The organism is Microbacterium marinum, from assembly GCF_014204835.1.
Taxonomy (GTDB): Bacteria; Actinomycetota; Actinomycetes; order Actinomycetales; family Microbacteriaceae; genus Microbacterium; species Microbacterium marinum.
Window position 1 is genome coordinate 1617693 of sequence record NZ_JACHMD010000001.1, and the last position, 24568, is coordinate 1642260.

The window sequence follows — 24568 nt, forward strand, 5'->3', positions numbered from 1 at the left end:
CCTCGATCTTAGGGTGCCGATGACACGAAGGGCAAGTTCCGCCGACTCACAGGCACGCCGCTCTACGCTGATCCCGAGGACTCCGCCGCCCGTTCCGGTACGCCTCAACCAGGAGGCTGCTCGTGCTGATCGTCGACATCATCGTCGTCCTCGTCCTGATCGCCGCCCTCCTCGGCGGCATCCTGCGAGGGCTCGTCGCCACGGCGGGAACCCTCATCGGCGTGGTGCTCGGTGTCGTGGTCGCCGTCTGGCTGACGCCGGTCGTAGCCCCGACCTTCAGCGGATGGGAGTACCGCAGCCTCGTCCTCGCCATCATCGCCATCGCGATCGTCGTCGCCCTCGCCGCCCTCGGCACGGCTGTCGGCGCGCGCGTGCGCCGAGGCGTCGACCGTGCAAAACTCGCCCCCCTCGATCGCGCGCTCGGCGGACTCGTCAACACAGCCGCCGCCGCGGTCATCCTGACCCTCGTCGCCGGTGCCGTCGTCGGGTCGGGCATGCCGGGGGTCGCGCCGGCGGTGGCGTCCTCCCGCGTCCTCGGCGCCATCGACGCGCTCACCCCGCCGCAGGTCGACTCGGCGCTCGCCGAGTTCCGCGGCTTCGTGGTTGACGAGGGCATCCCCAGGGTCGGCGAGCTGCTCGCTCCCGAGGTCGAGCCCACCGCTCCGCCCGTATCCCTCGACGACCCGAGCCTGCAGGATGCCGCCGAGTCGGTCGCCCGCATCAGCGGGAACGCCTACGCCTGCGGCGCGTCGCTCACCGGATCGGGATTCGTCGCGGCGGAGGACCTCGTCGTCACCAACGCGCACGTCGTGGCGGGCGTGGAGACGCCGCTCGTGGAGCTCCCGGGTCGGGAGGCCAAGGAGGGCCGAATCGTCTACTTCGACCCGGTCGACGACCTCGCCGTCATCGCCGTCGACGGCCTGGGCGCCGAGCCGCTCGCGATCGTCGACCCCGTCCCGGCGGGCACTCCCGTCGCCGTCCAGGGCTACCCGCTGGGCGGCCCCTTCACCAGCGGCGCGGCGTACGTGCTCTCGGTGGGCGATGCGATCGTCGCCGACATTTACGACGAAGACTCGGCGCCGCGGGAGATCTACGCGCTCGAGGCGAACGTGCGTCCGGGCAACTCCGGTGGACCGCTCCTCACCGAGGACGGCGACGTCACCGGTGTCGTCTTCGCACGAGGCGAGGACGACGAACAGCGCGGCTACGCGATGACCACCACGGAGCTGGCACCGGCGCTCGAGGTGAGCCCCGACGACCGGGCCGTGTCGTCGGGCGCCTGCACGCGCTGATCACCGCGCACCGCGTGACCCTGTGAGCCGGGGGATCGCGGTGATAGGCTCGCGGCAAATCGAAGACCGGACCATCACGTCGTCTCGGGAGAAGCCGCTCGCGGCTGCCGAAGGAGCAATCCCTCCCCGGAATCTCTCAGGCCCCCGTACCGAGCCGACATGGTCACTCTGAAAAGCGGCATCCACATGCCCGCCGACGGGGCAAGCGGGCACCGCCCGCGAAATCTCTCAGGCCTATGACAGAGGGGGAGGAACTCACCGCAGTCCGTTGCGTCGTCAGGAGTTCCCCGTGATCCATTCGTCCCACCCGTCGCCTCCGGCGAGCCGCACGAACCTGCGCTCATGAGCATCGGCGTGTTCGACCTCTTCACCATCGGTCTCGGACCGTCGAGTTCGCACACCGTGGGGCCGATGCGCGCGGCATCCGATTTCATCTCCCGCCTGGATGCCGCCCGCGTCACGCGCCTGCAGGTCGACCTGTACGGGTCGCTCGCCGCGACCGGGCGCGGGCACGGCACGCTCGGCGCGGTCCTGCTGGGCCTCGAGGGGTTCCGGCCCGACGAGATCCTGCCCGAGCAGGTCGACGAGCGCCTCGCCGCGATGCGGGAGTCCGGCCGCCTGCGCGTCGGCGGCGCGGGTGACGTCGCGTTCGCCGAGGACGACATCGTCCTGCACCCGCTGACCGAGCTCCCCGGTCACAGCAACGGCCTGCGGCTGCAGGCTTGGCACGGCGATGCATTGATCGACGACGCGATCTACTACTCGACCGGCGGCGGGTTCATCACGCGCGACGGTGAGACCGCGGCGCAGGCCGTCGACGCGCCGGTGCCGTTCCCGTTCGAGACCGCTGCGGAGCTCCTCGCGCACTGTGAGCGCGAGAACCTGTCGATGGCCGAGGTGCAGCTGCGCAACGAGGAAGCGACCCGCACGGACCCCGAGATCCGGGGCGGCATCCACACGCTGTCCGACGTGATGACGGCGTCTGTCGCCTCGGGCGCCGCGCGCGAGGGCTTCCTGCCGGGCGGTTTGCAGGTCGCCCGCCGGGCGCCGGCGTGGCACGCCCGTCTCGTCGCCACCGATCCGGCGGGAAACGATCCGGCGCTGTGGCAGGAGTGGGTGAACTTCGTCGCGCTGGCGGTGAACGAGGAGAACGCGTCGGGCGGGCGCATCGTCACCGCGCCGACGAACGGCGCCGCCGGGATCATCCCCGCCGTCCTGCACTACGCGACCCACTACGCCGCGCCCGATCGCGCGCGCGATGACGTCGCCGTGCCGTTCCTGCTCACCGCCGCCGCGATCGGAGTGCTCTACAAGGCGCGCGCGTCGATCTCGGGCGCAGAGGTCGGATGCCAGGGCGAGGTCGGCTCAGCATCGTCCATGGCTGCCGCGGGGTTGGCGGAGGTGCTCGGCGGAACACCGCGACAGGTGGAGAACGCCGCCGAGATCGCGATGGAGCACAACCTCGGCCTGACCTGCGACCCCATCGGAGGACTCGTCCAGATCCCGTGCATCGAACGTAATGCGATCGCCGCGGCGAAGGCGATCAACGCCGCCAAGATGGCCCTGTGGGGAGACGGCAGCCACAAGGTGTCGCTCGACGACGTCATCGTCACCATGCGCGAGACCGGGCGGGACATGAGCAGCAAGTACAAGGAGACGGCGCTGGGCGGCCTCGCCGTCAACGTCGTGGAATGTTGAGGAACCGATGACCGACCCGACCACCGAGCCGCGGCGCTCACCGCTCCACGCGGTCCACGAGGGCCTGGGAGCGTCCTTCACCGACTTCGGCGGCTGGCTCATGCCCGTCCGCTACACCTCCGACCTCGCCGAGCACCACGCCGTCAGGACGGCCGCCGGCATCTTCGACATCTCGCATATGGCGGAGTTCCTTGTCACCGGGTCCGGCGCGGGGGCGTTCCTCGACTTCGCGCTCGCGGGTCGCATCTCCACGATGAAGGTCGGCAAGGCGAAGTACTCGCTCGTCCTCGCGGAAGACGGCGGCATCGTCGACGACGTGATCGTCTACCGGCGAGGCGATGAGGACTTCCTCGTGATCTCGAACGCGGGAAATCGTGCCGCCGTGGCTGCAGCCTTCGACGCCGTCGACGTCCCCGACACGGCCGTCGAAGACATCACCGACGCCGTGTCGCTCATCGCCGTGCAGGGCCCGAACGCCCGCGCCATCCTCGAGCAGACCGCCGGCATCGAGGGTGTCGACCCGGACCTCGCCGACCTCGGGTACTACGCCTGGACCGCCGGCACGTTCCAGGGCTCTCACCTGTTCATCGCGCGTACCGGCTACACCGGCGAGGACGGGTTCGAGCTGATGATCCCGAACGGACACGCTGCCGCCCTCTGGCAGGCGGTGACGGATGCCGGTGCATCGCACGGCCTCGTCCCCGCCGGCCTCGCCGCCCGTGACACCCTCCGCCTCGAGGCGGGGATGCCGCTGTACGGCCACGAGCTGGGTCGCGACCTGGCCCCTGCGCAGGCAGGGCTCGGCCGCGTCGTGGCATCCGACAAGGAGGCGTTCGTCGGCAAGGACGGCCTCGCCGGCCGCGACCTCACCGACGCCCCCGTGCTCGTCGCCCTCGTCGCCGAAGGCCGCCGGGCCGGCCGCGCCGGCTACGAGGTGTACGACGGCGATACGCGCGTCGGCGAGATCACTTCCGGCGCGCTCAGCCCCACCCTCGGCCATCCCGTCGCGATGGCGTTCGTCCACCCCTCGGCATCCGCCGAGGGCACCGCCCTGACCATCGACGTCCGCGGAACCCGCATCCCCGCGACCGTCACCTCCCTTCCCTTCTACCGGAGACAGAAATGACCGATCTCACCGCCCTGTCCTACACCGCCGAGCACGAGTGGATCGCCTTCGACGGCGACGTCGCGACCGTCGGCATCACCGACTACGCCGCCGAGAAGCTGGGGGACGTCGTGTTCGTCGAGCTCCCGTCGGTCGGCACGTCGGTCACCGCGGGCGACACCTGCGGCGAGATCGAGTCGACGAAGTCGGTGGGGGAGCTCTACGCTCCGCTGACCGGTGAGGTCGTCGAAATCAACGACGCCGTCGTGGACGACCCCTCGAGCGTCAACGCGGGCGCGTTCGACGCCTGGCTCGTGAAGATCCGCATCGACGGCTCGCCCACCGGTGACCTCCTCGACCGCGACGCCTACGTCGCGCTGACGGGCGGCGACGCGTGAGCTCGGCCTTCCAGGGCCGCCACATCGGCACAGACGCGGCCGCGCAGGCCGAGATGCTCCGCGTCCTCGGGCGCGATTCCGTCGAGGCGCTCGTCAACACGGCCGTCCCCGACGCGATCCACGTCGCCGAGCGCGAGAGCATCATCCCGCCCGCGGCGACCGAGGCCGAGGCCCTCGCCGAGCTGCGCGACCTGGCCGCGCAGAACCGGGTGGCGAGGTCGATGATCGGGCTCGGCTACTACGACACGCTCACGCCCTCGGTCATCCAGCGGAACGTGCTCGAGAACCCGTCGTGGTACACGGCGTACACGCCGTACCAGCCCGAGATCTCGCAGGGCCGCCTTGAGGCGCTCATCAACTTCCAGACGATGGTGACCGACCTCACCGGGCTCGCGACGGCGAATGCGTCGATGCTCGACGAGTCCACCGCGGTCGTCGAGGGGATGCTCGTCGCCCGGCGGGCGTCGAAGTCGTCGTCGAACGTGTTCCTCGTCGACGCCGACGCGCTGCCGCAGACGAAGGCGCTCCTGCACCACCGGGCCGCGGCCGTCGGTGTCGAGATCCACGAGACCGCCTACGACCAGTCGCCGTCACCCGCCGACCTCGACGTCTTCGGCGCCTTCGTGCAGTACCCGGGCGCCTCCGGGCGGGTCTGGGATCCGACCGAGGTCATCGCGGCGGTGCAGGCGCAGAAGGGCCTCGTCGTCGTCGCGGCCGACCTGCTGGCCCTCACCCTCCTCCGCTCGCCCGGGTCGATGGGCGCCGATGTCGCCGTCGGCACGACGCAGCGCTTCGGTGTGCCGATGGGCTTCGGCGGCCCGCACGCCGGCTACATGGCCGTCCGCTCCGGTCTCGAGCGTCAGCTGCCCGGGCGTCTGGTCGGCGTGTCGATGGATGCGTCGGGCGCGCCGGCGTACCGACTCTCGCTGCAGACCCGCGAGCAGCACATCCGCCGTGAGAAGGCGACCAGCAACATCTGCACCGCGCAGGTCCTGCTGGCGGTGATGGCATCGATGTACGCGGTTTACCACGGGCCCGAAGGGCTCCGGCGGATCGCCGAGGAGGTCACGGCCAAGACCTCGCTCCTGCGCGAGTGGCTCGTCGGCGCCGGCGCGGAGGTCGAGCACGACGCGTTCTTCGACACCCTCGTGGTGCGCACGCCCGGGCGCGCCGAGGACGTGGTCGCCGATGCCCGGCGCCGCGGCTACCAGCTGTGGTTCCGCGACAGCGACTCGGTCGGACTCTCGGTCGATGAGACCACCACCGTCGCCGACCTGCAGGCCGTGGCGGCCGTGTTCGGCGTCGAGACCTCCAAGGTGTTCGTGCCGCTCCGCGACCGGAACGCGCACCTCCCCGCGTCGCTGCGACGCGCCGACGAGTACCTGACGCACCCGGTCTTCAACACCCATCGCTCCGAGACCGCCATGATGCGGTACCTGAAGCAGCTGTCCGACCGTGACTACGCCCTCGACCGCGGCATGATCCCGCTCGGCTCGTGCACGATGAAGCTCAACGCGGCGACCGAGATGGCGGCCGTCTCGTGGCCGGAGTTCGCGCGGGTGCACCCGTTCGCTCCACTCGAGGACGTCGGCGGCTACCTCGTCATGATCGACCAGCTGGAGTCCTGGCTCGCCGAGGTGACCGGCTATGACGCGGTCTCCCTGCAGCCCAACGCGGGCTCCCAGGGTGAGCTCGCGGGTCTGCTCGCGATCCGCGGATACCACCACTCGCGGGGTGATCAGCATCGCGACGTCTGCCTGATCCCGTCGTCGGCGCACGGCACGAACGCGGCATCCGCTGTCCTCGCCGGCATGCGCGTGGTCGTCGTCGCGTGCGACGAGGCCGGCAACGTGGACCTCGACGACCTGCGCGCGAAGGTCGCCGCCCACGCCGAGAACCTCGCCGCCCTGATGATCACGTACCCGTCGACGCACGGCGTCTACGAGCACGACGTCATGGACATCACCGCCGCCGTGCACGATGCGGGCGGTCAGGTCTACGTCGACGGAGCGAACCTCAACGCGCTGCTCGGATTCGCCCGGTTCGGCGACCTGGGTGGCGACGTGTCGCACCTGAACCTCCACAAGACGTTCGCCATCCCGCACGGCGGCGGCGGGCCGGGTGTCGGCCCGGTGGCATCCAAAGCGCACCTCGCCCCGTTCCTGCCCTCTCACCCGATGGCGCAGCGCGCGGAGCACGCGGGCGGGTTCGTCTTCGACGGTGGCCCGGTGTCGGCGGCGCCGTACGGCTCGGCGTCGATCCTCCCGATCTCGTGGGCGTACGTGCGGATGATGGGCGCGGACGGACTGCGGGCGGCGACCGGCGCGGCGGTGCTCGCTGCGAACTACGTCTCCGCGCGCCTGCGCGACCATTACCCCGTGCTGTACGCCGGGGAGGGGGACCTCGTCGCGCACGAGTGCATCCTCGACCTGCGTCCGCTCAAGGAGTCGACGGGCGTGACGGTGGACGACGTCGCCAAGCGCCTCATCGACTACGGATTCCACGCGCCGACCATGTCGTTCCCGGTCGCGGGGACCCTCATGGTGGAGCCGACGGAGTCGGAGGACCTCGCCGAGCTCGATCGGTTCGTCGAAGCGATGATCGCGATCAAGGCCGAAGCGGATGCCGTGGCCGCAGGCGACTGGCCCGCGGACGACAACCCGCTGGTGAACGCGCCCCACACCGCGGAGGCGGTGGTCGCCGGCGAGTGGACGCACCCGTACTCCCGCGAGACGGCGGTGTACCCCGTGCACACCCTCGTCCGCACGAAGTACTGGCCGCCCGTGCGCCGCATCGACAACGCGTACGGCGACCGCAACCTCGTCTGCGCCTGCCCGCCCATCGAGGCCTTCGCCTGACCCGCGCGCCGCGCTGCCGGCATCCCGCCCCTGACCGCGAGACAGCAGTCACAGCCCGAGACGTTGACGTCAGACCGACGTCTCGGGCTCCCGCTGCTGTCTCGCGGACCTGGCAGCGGAGCCGAGCGTTGACCGTGCGGTGTACAGGCGGTGGTGGTCGGGTGGCGCGACCCGGGGAATCCGGGCAGTGGCGAGCATGCGGTCGAGCCGATCCGGATCGGCGACATCGGTCCAGGCCCAGTGCAGGATATGCCGGATGCCGCGGCGGCGCAGCCGCGCATCGCGTTCGCGTCGACGGCGGAGCTGCTCGAGCGGGTCGCCGAATCGGCCGTCGTACTTGAGATCGCCGTCTGCCTCCCCGACAGCCGAGGCGTCGGCCCACCAGAAGTCCGCTCGATCCTCTGTCCCAGCATCCGAGAATCGCGTCTGCAGCTGCGGTTCGGCGTAGCCGAGCATCTCCATGACGCCGCGGCTCGCTGACTCCAGCGTCGATTCGGGTTCGGCCCGCGCTCGGTGCAGCGGCCATCGAGCCACGCGCCGTCCGCGCGAATCGAGGCGCGCTTCGTTCCGCGCCACGAGCGACTCGACCGTGAGACCCGGATCGGTTCGGAGCGCGGCATCCGCGACGCTCAGCCCGACGATCTCGGAGCGGCTCCGTGCGAGATCGACGGCGCATTCGGCGGCTGTCGTGAGCGCGAACGAGGCCGCATCGAGGAGTTCACGATCGGTCTCGCTGCGATGCACACGGATCCCGGTCCGCTGGCCTGCGGTCAGGGTCTCCCTCGCCACGATGTGCACGGCCTTCGGATCACCGAAGATCGGAAGCCCGAGGAGCGCGGCGGCGGATTCGTGAGAGAAGACGAGGCCGTCGTGAATCCGCGCGGCAGCGTGCACTCTCGCGAGGTATCGATCCCACGGTGGCAGCTCGCGCCACGGCGCGGCAGGGGCGTAGATGCCGCGATGGAGTCGGATGACGTCGCCCCGCTGCAGTGCGCGCGAGACGTGTGGGACGTCGACGGCTCGGAACAGCGGCAGAGGGCATGGCGCGATCTGCGGCGCGACGATGTGCGGCATCCCGAGATCGTGTCCCGCAGGCGCACGCGAGGCGCCCACCCGCCCACGAATCGTGGATGCCGCCGCCCGTCCACCCCCTGTGGAGAAGGCGCCCCCGCCCTCGTCCCTGCCACCCCCGTTTCCGCGAGACAGCAGTTGCAGCCCGAGACGTCGACATCAGACCAACGTCTCGGGCTCCGACTGCTGTTTCGCGGTCGAGAAGGTGGATGCCGCGCGGCGCCCGGCCGCGCGCGCGTCACCCGCGGGGCGGGGCGAACACGCCGGGCCACCACGCGGCGGCGAGGGGGTAGCCCACGAACGCGATCACGTCGATCACGACGTGGGCGATGACGAGCGGCATCACGCGGCCCCAGCGGTGGTAGACCCAGCCGAAGACGATGCCCATCGCGACGTTCCCGACCAGCGGGCCGAATCCTTGGTACGCGTGATACGCGCCGCGCAGCCCTGCGGTCGACAGGATGATCGTCCACGTGCTCCAGCCGAGTCGCCGCAGCCGGTCGAATAAGTACCCGACCATGACGACCTCTTCGAGCAGTCCTGCCCGCAGCGCCGCGAGCAGCAGCAGCGGGATCGTCCACCACGACGAATCGAGCGGCGAGGCGTCCACCTGCACGGTGATCCCGAGCGTGCGCCCCAGCGCGTAGAGGCCGAGGCCGGGCACCCCGATCACGGCGACGAGCAGCAGCCCGCCGCCGACGTCGCGGCCGAACCGTTCGAACGTGAGGCCGATCCTCCGGAATCCGGATGCCACCGGCTCCCACAGCAGGTAGATGGCCAGCGCCACAGGCGCGAGCCCGAAGAGATACCCGAGCACCTGCTCCAGCACGTCCCAGAACGCGGTCACGCCCGCGCCGGGGTTCAGCGACGTCTGCTGGTCGCCCAGCGGCGCCCGGGTGAGTGCCTCGATGAGCGAGATCACCGAGTACACCGCGGACCGACCGATCGACAGGGCGAGGATGATCGCGATCTCCCACCACAGCCGAGCGCGGGAGACGGGGAGAGGAGGAGACGTCGACGCCATCGAGCCAGGATGCCAGGTCACGCCGTACCAAACCCTCACGGCCTCGGCAATCCTCGCCGCGTTCCTTGACGGTCGACGGCGCACCGTATTGCGTGGGTGCATGACGGTCATCGGATTCCACTGTTCGCACGAACAACTACCGCCCAGTGCGTTGCTGTCGGCGGTCCAGCACGCGGAGTCGGCGGGGTTCGAGGCGGCGATGTGCTCCGACCATCTCGCGCCATGGAGCCGCAGGCAGGGGCACAGCGGCTACGCGTGGTCGTGGTTGGCGGCCGCTCTCGCCACGACGTCGCTTCGATTCGGCGTCGTCTCGGCGCCTGGCCAGCGCTATCACCCGGCGATCGCGGCGCAGAAGATCGCGACCCTCGGCGAGATGTTCCCGGGGCGCTTCTGGGCGGCCCTCGGATCGGGCGAGGCGATGAACGAACACGTGACCGGCGACCCCTGGCCCGACAAGCCGACCCGCGAGCGACGCCTGGTCGAGAGCGTCGACGTGATGCGCCGACTGCTGGCGGGCGAGGAGGTGAGCCACCGCGGCGAGGTGGTCGTCCACCGGGCCCGGGTCTGGTCCCGCCCGGCGGAATCGCCCGCGCTCCTCGCTGCGGCGGTGACGCCCGAATCGGCCGAGCGTCACGCCGCCTGGGCCGATGGGCTCATCACTGTGGCCTCCGAGCCGACCCAGCTCGCCGAGATCGTTCGCCGGTACCGGGATGCCGGGGGCCGCGGTCCCGTCTGCGGACAGATGCATCTCGCGTGGGCGCCTTCCGAGAGCGCGGCGCTCGCCGTCGCGAAGGAGCAGTGGCAGAGCAATCTCGTTCCCGCGCCGGAGGCGTGGGATCTCGAGCAGCCCGAGGACTTCGAGCAGCGCACGGCGGATGCCACCGACGAGCAGCTCCGTACCGCGGTCTTCGTCTCCAGCGACCTGGGCCGCCATCGGGGCCGCATCGAGGAGCTGCTCGCGGCGGGGCTCGATGAGCTGTATCTCCACGAGGTCGGACCCGACCTGCATCGGTTCGTCGACGTGTTCGGCGAGCGGGTGCTCCCTCACGTGGTGGATGCCGCATGAGCCCCCGTCCGATCGACGCGGCGGACCGCTGGTGGCGGACCGCGGTCTATTACTGCCTCGACGTGCAGGTGTTCCAGGATTCCGATGGGGACGGCACGGGCGACCTGCAGGGGCTCGCGACGCGGATCCACGACCTCGCCGACCTCGGGGTGACCTGCCTGTGGCTGATGCCGCTGTACCCGACGGCAGACCGCGACGACGGGTACGACATCACCGACTTCTTCGCCGTCGATCCGCGCCTGGGCACCCTCGGCGATCTCGTCGAGGTGATCCGGGTCGCCCGTGCGCACGGCATGCGCGTGATCCTCGACTTCGTGATGAACCACACCTCGTCGAAGCATCCGTGGTTCGTGCAGGCCCGTTCTTCCCGCACGAACCCGAAGCGGGACTGGTATGTCTGGCGCGACGAGCCGCCGGCGAACCCCGACCCGCCCGTGTTCCCCGGTGAGGAGGATTCGACGTGGACCCGTGACGAGAAGACCGGCCAGTTCTACCTGCACCACTTCCGCGCCCACCAACCCGACCTCAATGTCGCGCACCCCGACGTGCAGCAGCAGATCGAGCGCAACCTCGGCCTGTGGCTCGAGCTCGGCGTCTCGGGTTTCCGCATCGACGCCGTCCCGTTCCTGTTCAGTGGGGCCGGACATCACCAGACGGCGCCGGACGCCGCGCCCCAGTACGACGCGCACACCCACCTGCGCGCCCTCCAGCGGTTCGTCGCGCTCCGGGCAGGCGATGCGGTGCTCCTCGGCGAGGTGAACCTCACGCACCAGGAGCAGCTCGAATGGTTCGAGGCGAAGGGTGACTCGTCGGGGCTGCATCTCCAGTTCGACTTCGTGACCATGCAACAGCTGTATCTGTCGCTCGCCCGCGCAGACGCCGGCCCCGTCCGGCGGGCGCTTCGCGAGCGGCCCGAACTCCCGGACGGCAGCCAGTGGGCGAACTTCGTCCGCAACCACGACGAACTGACCCTCGACAAGCTGCCGGAGGAGGAGCGGGCGGAGGTCTTCGCGGCCTTCGCACCCGATGAGGACATGCGGCTCTACGGCCGCGGCATCCGGCGTCGACTGCCGACCATGCTGGACGACGAGCGTGCCGTGCGGATGGTCTACTCGCTGATGTTCTCGATTCCCGGCGTGCCCGTGCTCTTCTACGGCGAGGAGATCGGCATGGGGGAGCAGCTCGCAGTGCCGGGTCGCTACGCGGTCCGCACGCCGATGCAGTGGACGGCCGATGACGGTGGGGGGTTCTCGACCGCCCCCACGCGCCGATTCCCGCGTCCGCTTCCCGACGGCGATTACGCTCCGGCTCGCGTCAACGTCGCCGACCAGCGCCGTGACGAGCGGTCCCTCTGGCATCACATCCGCCGCCTGTCGCAGACGTACCGCGCCGAGCCATCGCTGGCGTGGGCAGCGGTGGAGGTGGTCGCGCTTCGGCAGCGGTCGGTCCTGGCGCACGTGGCGCGTTCCGACGGGTGGGCCATGCTCGCTCTGCACAACCTGAGCGCAGAGCCGCAGACGGCCACCCTCCGAGTCGATGCCGACGGCGACCCCGTCACCTTCACCGACCGGTTCGACGGGACGACGATCCGCACGAGCGTCGATGTCGACGTCGAGCTGGGTCCGTACGGATGGTGCTGGCTCTCGTTCGATCGCCCTGACGCGGCTGTGCGGCGTCGCTGATCGAGCACTGTCGCGTCGCTCGACGTCGCTGCGGCCGTACGCCACGACGGCCGGAAGACGCCTCCGACACGCGGCCCGATCGTGCAGAAAATTGTGCGTCGCGGCATCCGATTTGTCAGATTGTCACGCGTCTGTGGCTCCGAGTTAAGGATATGTAACGATTGCCGACCCTGTTTGCTGGCATCCGCGGGCCCTGCTTAGTGTGTCCGTATCCGTGCCCGGACTGTATTCAGTGCGGGCGCATAACCCTTGCACAGGAGGAACAGTGAGAATCAGGCGCATCTCGGCTGCGGTGGCGATCACCGCTGCCGGAGCTCTCGCGATCTCGGCGTGCGCGCCGGGTGGTTCGACGGGCGACAACGGGGACGACTCCGGACTTGTCGAAGGCTCGTCGATCACCGCCGCGTGGAACCAGGCGTTCTACTCGATGAACGGCAACACGTCGTTCGGCAACGCCACCGCGAACAACAACATCAACTACCTGGTGTTGGACGGCTTCAACTACTACAACAACACCCCGGAGCTCGTGAAGAACGAGTCCTTCGGCTCCTACGAGCTCGTCTCCGAGGACCCGCTGGTCGTCACGTACACGATCGCGGACGGTGTGAAGTGGTCCGACGGCACCGACGTCGACGCCGCCGACCTCCTCCTGAACTGGGCCGCGCTGTCGCGCTCCCTGGACACCCCCGACTTCGACCCGGGCGAGTTCACCGACCCGGAGACGGGTGAGTTCACCGACGCGTTCCCGACCGATGTCGTCTACTTCGACTCGGGCGCCACCCCGGACGCCGGCCTCGGCCTCGTCTCGAAGACCCCCGAGGTCAGCGAAGACGGCAAGTCCATCACCCTCGAGTACGACAAGCCGTTCGTCGACTGGGAGCTCTCGTTCCCGTCGCCGCTGCCGGCTCACGTCGTCGGCAAGAAGGCCCTCGAGCTCGAGGACGCCGCCGAGGCCAAGCAGGCTGTCATCGACGCGATCCAGAACGAGGATGCCGCCGCCCTGGCGCCCATCTCGTCGTTCTGGAACGGCGGCTTCAACTTCACCGCGATGCCCGACGACCCCGACCTCGTCGTGGGCAGCGGCCCGTACGTGATCAGCAACTTCGAGGCCGATCAGTTCATCACCCTCACGGCGAACCCCGAGTACGCCGGTGAGAACTCCCCGAACATCGAGGAGATCACCATCCGCTTCATCCCGGACCCGCTCGCCGCGGTCCAGGCCCTGGAGAACGGTGAGGTGGACATCATCCAGCCGCAGGCGACCGCCGACCTCGTCACCGCGCTCGACGCGATCGACGACATCACCGTCGCGACTAGCCTCGGCGGTACCTACGAGCACGTCGACCTGCAGTTCGACAAGGGAAAGAACCCGGAGAACATCTTCAAGGACCCGAAGGTCCGCGAGGCGTTCCTGAAGACCATCCCGCGTCAGGAGATCGTCGACACCCTCATCAAGCCGATCATCGGTGACGACGCCATCCTGCGTGACTCGCAGCTCTTCGTCCCGGGTGCCGAGGGCTACGACGAGTCGGCAGCCTCGAACACGTCGGCGGACTTCGCCGAGGTCGACATCGAGGGCGCCAAGGCCCTGCTGGCCGAGTCGGGCATCACCGACACCTCGGTCTGCATCCTCTACGCATCGAACAACCCGCGCCGTGTCAACGAGTTCTCGCTGATCCAGCAGTCCGCTGCTGAGGCCGGCTTCGAGGTCACCGACTGTGGTTCCGAGGACTGGGGCGGCCTGCTGGGCACCCCCGGCGCCTACGATGCCTCGCTCTTCGGATGGCAGTCCACGAGCCTCGGCGTGACGAACTCGCTGCCGACGTTCCAGACGGGCGCGATCAACAACCTCAACTACTACTCGAACGATGAGGTCGACTCGATCGTCGCCGAGCTGAACACCACGTTCGACTCCGCGAAGCAGATCGAGCTGCAGGCACAGATGGACAAGGCGCTGTGGGAGGACTTCTACGGCGTCACCATCTTCCAGTTCCCCGAGGTCACCGCGTTCAGCGGCCGCGTGGAGGGTATCGAGTCCTCGATCCTCGCCCCGACGGTGTTCTGGAACGCCTGGGACTGGTCGGTCACCGGAGCAGAGTAAGCCGTCGTCCGTGTCGCTCCTGCCGTGATCCGGCGGGGGCGACACGGAAGACTGGGGTGCAGGTCCCCTCGGGGGCCTGCACCTTCGCTTGTTAGGCTTCTTCACACTGCGTGGCGACGCCGGCCCGATCGGCCTGCGCTGCGCCCTCCCGATCGACAGGTGGCCGCACCCCTATGGCTTCATTCATCATCCGACGGCTGATCGCATCAGTCTTCGTCTTGTTCGCCGCGACGTTCTTGATGTACATCCTGACGTCGCTCGCCGGAGACCCCCTCGAGGAGCTCCGGCAGTCCAACGCTCCCAACAAGGAGCAGCTCATCGAAGCTCGGACCAAGCTCCTCAACCTCGATGTGCCGGCGCCGCTGCGCTACTTCCTCTGGCTGGGTGGTCTGTTCCGCGGTGACTTCGGTGTCAGCGTGCAGAACCAGCCCGTCAATGCGCTTCTGGCCAACGCGCTCACGTCGACCATCACACTGGTCACGACCGCGACGATCGTCGCGATCATCCTCGGCATCACGGTCGGTATCGTCTCGGCGCTGCGTCAGTACAGCGGCTTCGACTACACCGTCACGCTGATCTCGTTCCTCTTCTTCTCGCTGCCGATCTTCTGGGTGGCTGTTCTGCTCAAGCAGTACGGCGCCATCCAGGTCAACAACTGGCTGGGCGATCCGGAGATAGCCACACCCGTCATCGTGGTCCTCGCCATCGTGGCGGGCCTGCTGTGGATGTCGATCGTCGGCGGATCGCTCGTGCGCAAGCTCGTGGTCTTCGGCATCGGCGCCGTCGCCACGGCGGGCGTGTTGATCTACCTCTCGGTGACCCGCTGGTTCGCGGATCCGAGCATCGGCATCGTCGTCTACGCGGTCCTGGCGATCGGAACGGCGTTCGCCGTCACCGCGATCTCGACGGGTCTGCGCAACCGCAAGGCCCTCTACGCCTCGCTGACGATGGCCGTCCTCGGCATCGCGCTGTACTACCCGGCGATGACCTCGTTCCTCAACGGCATGGGCCTCGGACTGTTCCTGGTGCTGGCCGTCGCGACCATCCTGGTCGGCGGCATCGTGGGCTGGCTCTTCGGCAAGCCCGACCGCGCCCCGGTCATCCGGACCGCGATCTTCACCGCCGTCATCGCGGCCGGTCTGATCGCGCTCGACAAGTACATGTCGTACTGGGCGGCCTATTCTGCCTCCGGTCGCGTGCGTGGCCGGCCCATCGCCACGGTGGGCTCGTCGACGCCGAGTCTCGGCGGCAACTTCTGGGTGCAGGGCATCGATCTCTACACTCACCTGCTCCTGCCGACGATCGCGATCATCCTCATCTCGTTCGCGAGCTACACCCGCTACTCGCGGGCGAGCCTGCTCGAGGTGATGAACCAGGACTACATCCGGACGGCGCGCGCCAAGGGCCTGACCGAGCGGACGGTCATCGTGCGTCACGCCTTCCGAAACGCGCTGATCCCGATCACGACGATCATCGCGTTCGACGTGGGCGCCATCGTGGGTGGCGCGGTCATCTCGGAGACCGTCTTCGGCTGGACCGGCATGGGCCGTCTGTTCGTCGAGGGAATCCGGGCTGTCGACCCCAACCCCGTGATGGCCTTCTTCGTCGTGGCCGGCACGCTGGCGGTTGTCTTCAACCTCATCGCTGACCTGGTCTACGCGGCGCTCGACCCCCGAATCAAGGTGAGCTGACATGACCTCCGTCACCCCAGAGCCCGCGACCACGGGCACGCTCAACGCCGAAGCCACGATCGAGCAGCGCGAGACCGAGGGTCTCAGCCAGGGCCAGATCGTCCGGCGTCGGTTCTTCCGTCACCGCGGCGCGCTGATCGCGATGTTCGTCCTCGCCTTCATCGTGCTGCTGTCGTTCACCTCGGTGGGCATCAGCCTGTGGGGAATCCGCATCCCCGGTTGGTGGCAGTACACCTGGACGCAGATCCCGCCGGTCGAGAACCGCGGTGCACCGACGCTCAGCCTCATCCCGGAGTTCCTCGGGGGAGCCGGCATCCGCTTCGGCAACCACCCGTTCGGACAGGACGAGGTCGGGCGCGACATCTTCGCGGTCGTCATGCGCGGTGCGCAGCAGTCGATCATGGTGATGGTCATCGCCGGTGTCGTGGCGACGATCATCGGTGTGGTCATCGGCGCTCTCGCGGGGTACTACCGCAAGGCGACGGATGCCGTGCTGATGCGTTTCACCGACATCGTCATCACGATCCCGCTCATCGTCATCGGCTCGGTGCTCGGTCGCACCTTCGGCAACCTCGGTGCCGCCGTGCTCGGTGTCATCATCGGTCTGTTCGCGTGGACGACCCTCGCCCGACTCGTTCGCGGTGAGTTCCTCACCCTGCGCGAGCGTGAGTTCGTGGATGCCGCCCGTGTGTCCGGTGCCCGCGACCGACGGATCATCTTCCGCCACATCTTGCCCAACGCCGTCGGCGTCATCGTGGTCAACGCCACGCTCCTGATGGCCGGCGCGATCCTGCTGGAATCCGCGCTCAGCTACATCGGGTTCGGTGTGCAGTCGCCCGACACCTCACTGGGCAAGATCGTTTCCGACAACCAGGCCGCGTTCTCCACGCGTCCGTGGCTGTTCTGGTGGCCCGGTGTCTTCATCATCGTGATCGCCCTGTGCGTCAACTTCATCGGTGACGGTCTGCGCGACGCGTTCGACCCCCGCCAGAAGAAGATGCCGAGCGCCCGCGCGATGGCACGAGCGGGAATGGGCCCGTCCGCGGCGCATGCGCCCGCGACGGTCGACACGACGCCCTCGACGGACGCCCCGTCGGTGACGATGCCCGGCCGAGCCCCGTACACGGGCGACACCGCCGGCAGTCAGGACCCGCGTCCGGAAGATCCGCACGAGGGTCACGGGACCGACCAGAGCCGCTGATGTCGCTCCTACACCAGGATGCCGATCACCGTGGCGGCCGCCAGCGCGGCCGTCACGGCGATCGTCGCCACGTGCCACGTGGTGCCGCTCGCGCCCAGCTCTGCGCCGGCCTCGAGCGCACCCTCCTCGGCGAGGCGCTCCCAGCGTCCGCGGATGAGCTGCGCCAGGTTCCCGCTGGGGACCGACAGGGCGTCGCTCGGGCGCAGCGAGCCGTGCGCCCCGCGCGCGGTGTCGCCGAGTCCGGAGAAGTCGCTGCGCGAGAGACCGAGCAGTCGGTGCCGACCGGGGGCCGGGCTCGCCCAGACGCGGATCAGACGGTCCGCCGTCCGCAGGGTGAGGGCCCACTTGGTGTCGACCATGACGATTGCCGGCCACGGCACGAACTCGGTGCGGAAGACGTTGACCACCGTGATGCCGTGTTCTTCGACGACCAGTTCGGGTCGCCAGAACATGGCCCACACCAGGACGGCGACGAGCATCAGCGGCCAGCTGTAGCGCGCGGCATCCCTCACATCGATTGCGATCAGCGCCACGACGCCGATCGCACACACCACGACGGTCAGAGCGGCGAGCACGCGGCTCGCGAGCGGACGGTATCGGACCTGTTCGAACGCCATGACCTCCAGCTTTCCAGATGGGAACACAACGCATGACTCACTCCATGACGGCCTCTGCGGCCACCGCACCCGCGGCGGAGACGATTCTCGAGGTCGACGACCTGGGCGTCGACTTCTGGGTGGACGGCAAGTTCTACCCGGCCGCCATCGGGATGAACTATCGACTCCACCGTGGCGAGGTCCTCGCCATCGTGGGCGAGTCCGGTTCGGGAAAGAGCACGAGCTCCATGGCGCTGCTCGGCCTCTTGCCCGACAACGCGCGCGTCACGGGATCGATGAAGCTCCAGGGTCGCGAGATGCAGGGGATGGCCGATGCCGAGCTGCGCTCGCTGCGCGGCAACGACATCTCGGTCATCTTCCAGGAGCCGATGACGGCCCTGAACCCGGTTTACACGGTGGGCTTCCAGATCATGGAGGCGCTGCGCTCGCACGACCGCGATCTGATCCCCGCGAAGGCGAAGGAGCGAGCTATCGAGCTGCTTCGCATGGTCGAGATGCCCAACCCGGAGCAGTCCTTCCACAAGTACCCGCACCAGCTCTCCGGTGGGCAGCGTCAGCGAGCCATGATCGCGCAGTCGATCTCGTGCGACCCGCTGCTGCTCATCGCCGACGAGCCGACCACGGCGCTCGACGTGACCGTCCAGGCCGAGATCCTCGACCTCATGCGCAACCTGCGCGACCGTTTGGACTCGGCGATCATCCTGATCACCCACGACATGGGGGTCGTCGCCGACCTCGCCGACCGCATCATGGTGATGAAGAACGGCGTCGTCGTGGAGTCGGGCACCGTGGACGAGATCTTCCACGCGCCGCAGCACGACTACACCAAGTCGCTCCTCGCGTCCGTTCCCCACCTCGGCCTCGGCGTCCTCGAGCCGGTCGAAGCCGGTGTGACCGTCGACGTGGAGGGTGTCTCGTCGATCGCCGAGATCCGCGAGCACGCGCTGGACGAGGTGCAGCCGTCCCAGACCGGCCAGGCGCCGGTCCTCTCCTTCGAGGGCGTCGCCATCGAGTACCCCAAGCGGGGGCGGATCCCCGCCTTCCGCGCGGCCGAGAACATCGACCTCCAGGTTTATCCCGGCGAGATCATGGGCCTCGTCGGCGAGTCGGGCTCGGGCAAGACGACCCTCGGTCGTGCGGCGATCGGTCTGCTCCCCATCGCGGAGGGCACGCTCACCGCCGTCGGCACCGACATCTCGAACGCGTCGCTGAAGGACCTGGCCGCGATCCGCCGTCGCACCGGCATCGTGTTCCAGGACCCGGCGTCGTCGCTGAACCCGCGTATGCCGATCGGCCAGTCCATCGGCGAGCCGCTGCTGCTGGCCGGTGAGGCCAGTGGGAAGGACCTCGACCGCCGCGTCGAGAACCTGCTCAGCCAGGTGGAGCTGCCCACCTCGTATCGCAACCGCTTCCCGCACGAGCTGTCGGGCGGGCAGAAGCAGCGCGTCGGCATCGCCCGCGCGCTCGCCCTGGCGCCCGAGCTCCTCGTCGCGGACGAGCCGACGTCGGCCCTCGACGTGTCGGTGCAGGCCCGCTTCCTCGACCTGCTGCAGGAACTCCAGCAGCAGCTGAAGTTCGCGTGCCTGTTCATCAGCCACGACCTCGCGGTCGTTGACATCCTCGCCCACCGCATCGCCGTGATGCACCACGGCAAGCTCGTGGAAGTCGGTACGCGCGACGAGATCCTCCGTGGCGCGAAGGACCCGTACACGCAGCGGCTCATCGCCGCCGTGCCGGTGCCCGACCCCGATCAGCAGCGCGAGCGGCGCGAGGCCCGCGCCGCCCTGATCCGTTCCGGCGCCGAGTCTCCGACAGCCTGACGGCGGGCGGTCGGCGAAGCGCTTGTAGAATGGGGTGCCCCCGAATCCGGGTGGCACCCCATTTCGCTTTGTTGAGGACCCTCATGGCCCACGCCCTCCGCCCTGATCTGCGCAACGTCGCGATCGTCGCTCACGTCGACCACGGCAAGACGACGCTCGTCGACGCCATGCTCCGTCAGACCGGATCGTTCGGCGAGCACGCGCACGTCGAAGAGCGCGCCATGGACTCGAACGACCTCGAGCGTGAGAAGGGCATCACGATCCTCGCCAAGAACACGGCGATCACGTACAACGGTGCGCACACCGACGAGCCGATCACGATCAACGTCATCGACACGCCCGGTCACGCCGACTTCGGCGGCGAGGTCGAGCGCGGCCTGTCGATGGTCGACGGTGTCGTCCTGCTGGTGGACTCCTCGGAGGGCCCCCTCCCGCAGACCCGCTTCGTGCTGCGGAAGGCCCTCGAGGCCAAGCTCCCCGTCATCCTCCTGGTCAACAAGACCGACCGCCCCGATGCCCGCATCGCGGAGGTCGAGGAAGAGGCGCACGACCTTCTGCTGGGTCTCGCCTCCGACTTGCAGGACGACGTGCCCGACCTCGATGTCGACGCGCTCCTCGACGTGCCCGTCGTGTACGCGTCGGGTCGCGCGGGCGCGGCATCCCGCAACCGCCCCGAGAACGGCTCGCTGCCCGACAACGACGACCTCGAGCCGCTGTTCGGAGCGATCCTCGAGCACGTCCCCGCACCGTCCTACGACGACGAGGCCCCGCTGCAGGCGTGGGTCACGAACCTCGACTCCAGCCCGTTCCTCGGCCGTCTCGCGCTGCTGCGCGTGTTCAACGGCACCCTGAAGAAGGGACAGACGGTCGCCTGGGTCCGTCACGACGGCACCCACACCACCGCCCGCATCACCGAGCTGCTCAAGACCAAGGCGCTCGAGCGCTTCCCGGCGGAGTCGGCCGGCCCCGGCGACATCGTCGCCATCGCCGGCATCGAGAACATCACCATCGGCGAGACGATCGCCGACCCCGAGGATGTCCGCCCGCTGCCCGCGATCACCGTCGACGACCCCGCGATCTCGATGACGATCGGCACCAACACCTCGCCCCTCATGGGCAAGGTCAAGGGGCACAAGCTCACCGCCCGCATGGTGAAGGACCGCCTGGACCGCGAGCTCATCGGCAACGTCTCGCTCAAGGTCGTCGACATCGGCAAGCCCGACGCGTGGGAGGTGCAGGGCCGTGGCGAACTCGCTCTCGCGATCCTCGTCGAGAACATGCGCCGTGAAGGCTTCGAGCTCACCGTCGGCAAGCCGCAGGTCGTCACGCGTCGTGACGAGAACGGCAAGCTGACCGAGCCCTTCGAGCACCTGACGATCGATGCTCCCGAAGAGCACCTCGGCGCCATCACGCAGCTCATGGCCGGCCGCAAGGGCCGCATGGAGACGATGACCAACCACGGCACCGGGTGGGTGCGCATGGAGTTCATCGTCCCCTCGCGCGGTCTCATCGGGTTCCGCAGCGAGTTCCTCACCATCACCCGCGGCACCGGCATCGCCAACGCCATCTCGCACGGCTACGACGAGTGGGCAGGCGCGATCTCGACCCGCCAGAACGGCTCGATCGTCGCCGACCGCGCCGGCGTCGTCACGCCCTTCGCGATGATCGCCCTGCAGGAGCGCATGAGCTTCTTCGTGCAGCCGACCGAAGAGGTCTACGAGGGCATGGTCATCGGCGAGAACTCGCGCGCCGACGACATGGACGTGAACATCACCAAGGAGAAGAAGCTCACGAACATGCGTTCGTCGACCTCCGACTCCTTCGAGTCGATGACGCCGCCGCGCGTGCTCACCCTCGAGGAGAGCCTCGAGTTCGCCCGGGACGACGAATGCGTCGAGGTCACGCCCGAGAAGGTCCGCATCCGCAAGGTCGAGCTGGACGCGACCATCCGCGGTCGCGTGGCGTCGCAGCGCAAGCGCCAGGACGCGAACGCCTGACCCGACCGGGGGAGCCCATGGCGGCACAACCGTCGCCGGTCCGTCGCGCGTGGCGCGAGGCGGCCGGCGTGGCGATCGCGACAAGCGCGTACGGCATCTCGTTCGGCGCGCTCGCGGTCGCCTCGGGGCTCGACGTGTGGCAGGCGTGCGTCCTCAGCCTGCTGATGTTCACCGGCGGATCGCAGTTCGCATTCGTCGGCGTCATCGGCGGTGGCGGCCTCGCGGCGGCGGCGATCGCCTCGGCGAGCCTCCTTGGCGTTCGGAACGTCGCCTACGGCATGCGGATGTCGCCGGTCGTGGGCGAGGGCCGCTGGCGGCGGGCGGCGGCATCCCACTTCACCATCGACGAGTCGACGGCTGTCGCCCTCGCGCAGACAGATGCCGCGGCGCGGCGAGTGGGCTTCTGGGTGACCGGCGTCGGGATCTACCTCGGCTGGAACGCCGCCACGCTCGCGGGAGCGCTCCTCGGTGACGTCCTCGGCGACGTGCGGGCGTATGGACTCGACGCGGCCGCTGCGGCGGCGTTCCTGGCACTGCTGTGGCCGCGACTGCGTCGCCGGCAGGCAGTGGCCGTGGGCGCGGCGGCGGCGATCGTCGCCGCTGTCCTCACCCCGGCGCTCATGCCGGGCATCCCCGTCCTGGTGGCGGCTCTCGTGGCCGTCGTCGTCGGATGGACGAACTGGTGGGGCCGTCGCGATGCGGCATCCGCGCACCCGCAGGACGCAGGATCGGAGGCACGATCGTGACCCTCTGGACCGCGATCCTCGTCGCGTCGATCGTGTGCGTGGCGCTGAAGGCGGTGGGCTACCTGATCCCGCCGTCACTGTTCGACGCGCCGCGACCGGCACGGATCATCGACCTCCTGACGGTCGCGTTGCTCGCGGCGCTCGTCGCCGTCCAGACCCTCGGCGACGCACAGGCGATCATGGTCGACGCGCGCGTCCCGGCGGTCCTGGTCGCGGCAGGCCTGCTGGCGTTGCGCGCACCGTTCCTGGTCGTCGTGGTCGCTGCGGCGGCCGTTGCCGCGGGGCTTCGCTGGTTCGGCTGGGCGATCTGACCAGCGGTCCGACGTACAGTGGGGGAGTGAGCTCCACCCTCGTCCGCATCGCCACGTGGCTCATGGCCGCGGTCATCGGATTCGTCTACGGCGTCGCCGCGGTGATCGGACAGGCGGCGATGTGGGGTGTCGTCCCGGTCGGTCTCCTCACCGCCGCGATCGGCTTGGTCGCGCTGCTGGTGGCGGTCCGTTCACTGACGGGCGAGCGTACGTCGTCGCTGGCGGCGGGAGTCGGCGCGCTGATCGCGACGGTCGTCCTCTCGGGGCGGGGCCCGGGCGGGTCGGTCGTGGTGCCGGCGGCTTCCGAAGGCGAGATCACGACGGGAGTCATCTGGACGTTCGCCGTGCCGCTGCTGGCGGCTCTCATCGTCGCGTGGCCCTCGGCGTCCACCCCCCGGCCGAAGAACTAGACTCGTCCTGTGACGTATGTGATCGCCCTGCCGTGCGTGGATGTGAAAGACCGTGCCTGTATCGACGAATGCCCCGTCGACTGCATCTACGAGGGTGAGCGCTCGCTGTACATCCACCCGGACGAGTGCGTCGACTGCGGCGCCTGCGAGCCCGTGTGTCCCGTCGAGGCGATCTATTACGAGGACGACCTGCCCGACGAGTGGCAGGACTACTACAACGCGAATGTTGAGTTCTTCGAGGACATCGGCTCGCCCGGCGGCGCCGCCAAGGTCGGTGTGATCGCGAAGGATCACCCGATCATCGCCGCTCTGCCGCCGCAGGCGCACTGAGCTCCGGATGAGCGTCCACGACCTGGCGGACTACCCGTGGGACTCGGTCGCCCCGTACGCGGCGCGCGCACGCGCGCACCCGGACGGCATCGTCGACCTGTCCATCGGCTCTCCCGTCGATGCCACGCCGGCGGTCGTCGCGGACGCGCTCCGCGCGGCGACCGATGCGCACGCCTACCCGCAGACGGTCGGCACCCCCGCCCTGCGCGCGGCGATCGTCGACTGGTACGCGCGTCGGCGCGGCGTCCCGGGCCTCACGACGGACCACGTCCTGCCGACTGTGGGGTCCAAGGAGCTCGTGGCGCTGCTGCCGCTCCTGTTGGGTCTCGGAGCAGGAGACGTCGTCGTCCATCCTCGCGCCGCCTACCCGTCCTACGAGGTCGGCGCCCGCCTGGTGGGGGCCACGCCGCTCGCCGCCGATGACCCGGCCGACTGGCCCGAGGGCACCCGGCTGGTTTGGCTGAACTCGCCCGGCAACCCCGATGGCCGGGTCGTCGATGTATCCGAGTTGCGCGCCGCGGTGGCCCGTGCCCGCGAGCTCGGCGCGGTCATCGCGTCCGACGAGTGCTATGCAGAACTGGGCTGGGACGCGCCGTGGGCGGATGCCGCGGTGCCGAGCATCCTCGATCCGCGTGTCACGCGCGGGGACACGTCGGGCCTGTTGTCGGTGTACTCGCTCAGCAAGCAGTCCAACCTCGCCGGTTACCGGGCCGCCTTCATCGCCGGCGACCCCGATCTCATCGCGCCGATGCTGACCGCCCGCAAGCACCTCGGCCTGATGGTCCCGGCTCCCGTGCAGGCCGCGATGGCGGCAGCGCTCGGGGACGACGCGCACGTCGATGCGCAGCGCGAGCGCTACCGTGCGCGACGCGCACTGTTGCGCCCGGCCTTGGAATCGGCCGGTTTCCGCATCGACCACAGCGAGGCGGGACTCTACCTGTGGGCGACGGCGGGGGAGGACGCCTGGTCCACGCTCGATCACCTGGCCGACCTCGGCATCCTCGCTGGCCCCGGCCATTTCTACGGGGCGCACCATCCGGAGCACGTCCGCTTCTCGCTGACCGCACCCGACGAGCGGATCCAGGCCGCCGCCCGCCGACTGGCCGGTTCGTAGCATTCCTCTCGCAGATCCGGTGATCCGTTGGCGGCG

20 protein-coding genes and 2 riboswitches are annotated in these 24568 nt (G+C 69.3%); of the genes, 17 read left to right on the top strand and 3 right to left on the bottom strand.

Going from position 1 to position 24568, the window contains the following annotated elements; translation table 11 throughout:
* The first annotated feature begins 122 nt into the window (after positions 1-122).
* From BKA24_RS07785 to gcvP, 5 genes are all read left to right on the top strand, one after another.
* A complete protein-coding gene (locus BKA24_RS07785; protein ID WP_184216749.1) occupies positions 123-1292 on the top strand; it encodes a MarP family serine protease in 1170 nt (389 codons plus the stop codon).
* Positions 1293-1367: 75 nt separating this feature from the next.
* Positions 1368-1454, top strand: a riboswitch (glycine riboswitch).
* A gap of 1 nt (position 1455) precedes the next feature.
* Positions 1456-1545: riboswitch (glycine riboswitch) on the top strand.
* 89 nt (positions 1546-1634) lie between these two features.
* Entirely contained in the window at positions 1635-2990 is a 1356-nt protein-coding gene (locus BKA24_RS07790; RefSeq protein ID WP_184216751.1) for an L-serine ammonia-lyase, read from the top strand.
* 7 nt (positions 2991-2997) lie between these two features.
* Positions 2998-4116: a glycine cleavage system aminomethyltransferase GcvT gene (gene gcvT, locus BKA24_RS07795; RefSeq protein ID WP_184216753.1), complete on the top strand. Its 1119-nt coding sequence runs from the start codon at positions 2998-3000 to the stop codon at positions 4114-4116.
* Entirely contained in the window at positions 4113-4493 is a 381-nt protein-coding gene (gene gcvH, locus BKA24_RS07800) for a glycine cleavage system protein GcvH (protein WP_184216755.1), read from the top strand. The genes gcvT and gcvH overlap by 4 nt, the downstream gene beginning before the upstream one ends.
* A gap of 53 nt (positions 4494-4546) precedes the next feature.
* Complete coding sequence (gcvP, locus tag BKA24_RS07805) at positions 4547-7351, top strand: aminomethyl-transferring glycine dehydrogenase (protein WP_221417547.1); 2805 nt, start codon at positions 4547-4549, stop codon at positions 7349-7351.
* A gap of 69 nt (positions 7352-7420) precedes the next feature.
* On the opposite strand, the gene BKA24_RS07810 is transcribed toward gcvP, so the two are convergent.
* Both BKA24_RS07810 and BKA24_RS07815 read right to left on the bottom strand, forming a co-directional pair.
* A complete protein-coding gene (locus BKA24_RS07810; RefSeq protein ID WP_184216759.1) occupies positions 7421-8425 on the bottom strand; it encodes a type IV toxin-antitoxin system AbiEi family antitoxin domain-containing protein in 1005 nt (334 codons plus the stop codon).
* 235 nt (positions 8426-8660) lie between these two features.
* Positions 8661-9446 (bottom strand): CPBP family intramembrane glutamic endopeptidase, encoded by a 786-nt coding sequence (locus tag BKA24_RS07815; protein ID WP_184216761.1) that lies wholly within the window; start codon positions 9444-9446, stop codon positions 8661-8663.
* 100 nt (positions 9447-9546) lie between these two features.
* On the opposite strand from BKA24_RS07815, the gene BKA24_RS07820 reads away from it, so the two are divergent.
* The 5 genes from BKA24_RS07820 (at position 9547) to BKA24_RS07840 (ending at position 17187) form a co-directional block, all read left to right on the top strand.
* Positions 9547-10512: a TIGR03885 family FMN-dependent LLM class oxidoreductase gene (locus BKA24_RS07820; RefSeq protein ID WP_184216763.1), complete on the top strand. Its 966-nt coding sequence runs from the start codon at positions 9547-9549 to the stop codon at positions 10510-10512.
* Positions 10509-12194, top strand: coding sequence for an alpha-amylase family protein (locus BKA24_RS07825; RefSeq protein WP_184216765.1), 1686 nt, complete (start codon positions 10509-10511; stop codon positions 12192-12194). Before BKA24_RS07820 ends, BKA24_RS07825 begins: the two co-directional genes overlap by 4 nt.
* A gap of 265 nt (positions 12195-12459) precedes the next feature.
* A complete protein-coding gene (locus BKA24_RS07830) occupies positions 12460-14295 on the top strand; it encodes an ABC transporter family substrate-binding protein (protein WP_343066023.1) in 1836 nt (611 codons plus the stop codon).
* Positions 14296-14468: 173 nt separating this feature from the next.
* Complete coding sequence (locus BKA24_RS07835; protein WP_184216767.1) at positions 14469-15986, top strand: ABC transporter permease; 1518 nt, start codon at positions 14469-14471, stop codon at positions 15984-15986.
* Position 15987: 1 nt separating this feature from the next.
* Positions 15988-17187 (top strand): ABC transporter permease, encoded by a 1200-nt coding sequence (locus BKA24_RS07840; RefSeq protein WP_184216769.1) that lies wholly within the window; start codon positions 15988-15990, stop codon positions 17185-17187.
* 8 nt (positions 17188-17195) lie between these two features.
* Here BKA24_RS07840 and BKA24_RS07845 read toward each other — a convergent pair whose 3' ends face one another.
* Positions 17196-17804 carry a PH domain-containing protein gene (locus BKA24_RS07845; RefSeq protein WP_184216771.1) on the bottom strand — a complete coding sequence of 203 codons (609 nt, stop codon included), beginning with the start codon at positions 17802-17804 and terminating at the stop codon, positions 17196-17198.
* Between the two features lie 44 nt (positions 17805-17848).
* Here BKA24_RS07845 and BKA24_RS07850 point away from each other — a divergent pair, with 44 nt between their 5' ends.
* From BKA24_RS07850 to dapC, 7 genes are all read left to right on the top strand, one after another.
* Positions 17849-19624, top strand: a complete 1776-nt coding sequence (locus BKA24_RS07850; protein ID WP_246367061.1) for a dipeptide ABC transporter ATP-binding protein — start codon at positions 17849-17851, stop codon at positions 19622-19624.
* Between the two features lie 83 nt (positions 19625-19707).
* The gene (typA, locus tag BKA24_RS07855) at positions 19708-21621 is read left to right on the top strand and encodes a translational GTPase TypA (RefSeq protein ID WP_184216775.1); all 1914 of its coding nucleotides are present in this window, start codon (positions 19708-19710) and stop codon (positions 21619-21621) included.
* 17 nt (positions 21622-21638) lie between these two features.
* On the top strand, positions 21639-22367 hold the full coding sequence (locus BKA24_RS07860; protein ID WP_184216777.1) for an AzlC family ABC transporter permease: 729 nt from the start codon (positions 21639-21641) through the stop codon (positions 22365-22367).
* Complete coding sequence (locus BKA24_RS07865) at positions 22364-22678, top strand: AzlD domain-containing protein (RefSeq protein ID WP_184216779.1); 315 nt, start codon at positions 22364-22366, stop codon at positions 22676-22678. The genes BKA24_RS07860 and BKA24_RS07865 overlap by 4 nt, the downstream gene beginning before the upstream one ends.
* Positions 22679-22704: 26 nt before the next feature.
* Positions 22705-23088 (top strand): histidinol dehydrogenase, encoded by a 384-nt coding sequence (locus BKA24_RS07870; RefSeq protein WP_184216781.1) that lies wholly within the window; start codon positions 22705-22707, stop codon positions 23086-23088.
* Between the two features lie 9 nt (positions 23089-23097).
* The gene (fdxA, locus tag BKA24_RS07875; RefSeq protein ID WP_184216783.1) at positions 23098-23418 is read left to right on the top strand and encodes a ferredoxin; all 321 of its coding nucleotides are present in this window, start codon (positions 23098-23100) and stop codon (positions 23416-23418) included.
* A gap of 7 nt (positions 23419-23425) precedes the next feature.
* Positions 23426-24532 carry a succinyldiaminopimelate transaminase gene (gene dapC / locus BKA24_RS07880; protein ID WP_184216786.1) on the top strand — a complete coding sequence of 369 codons (1107 nt, stop codon included), beginning with the start codon at positions 23426-23428 and terminating at the stop codon, positions 24530-24532.
* Positions 24533-24568 lie beyond the last annotated feature (36 nt).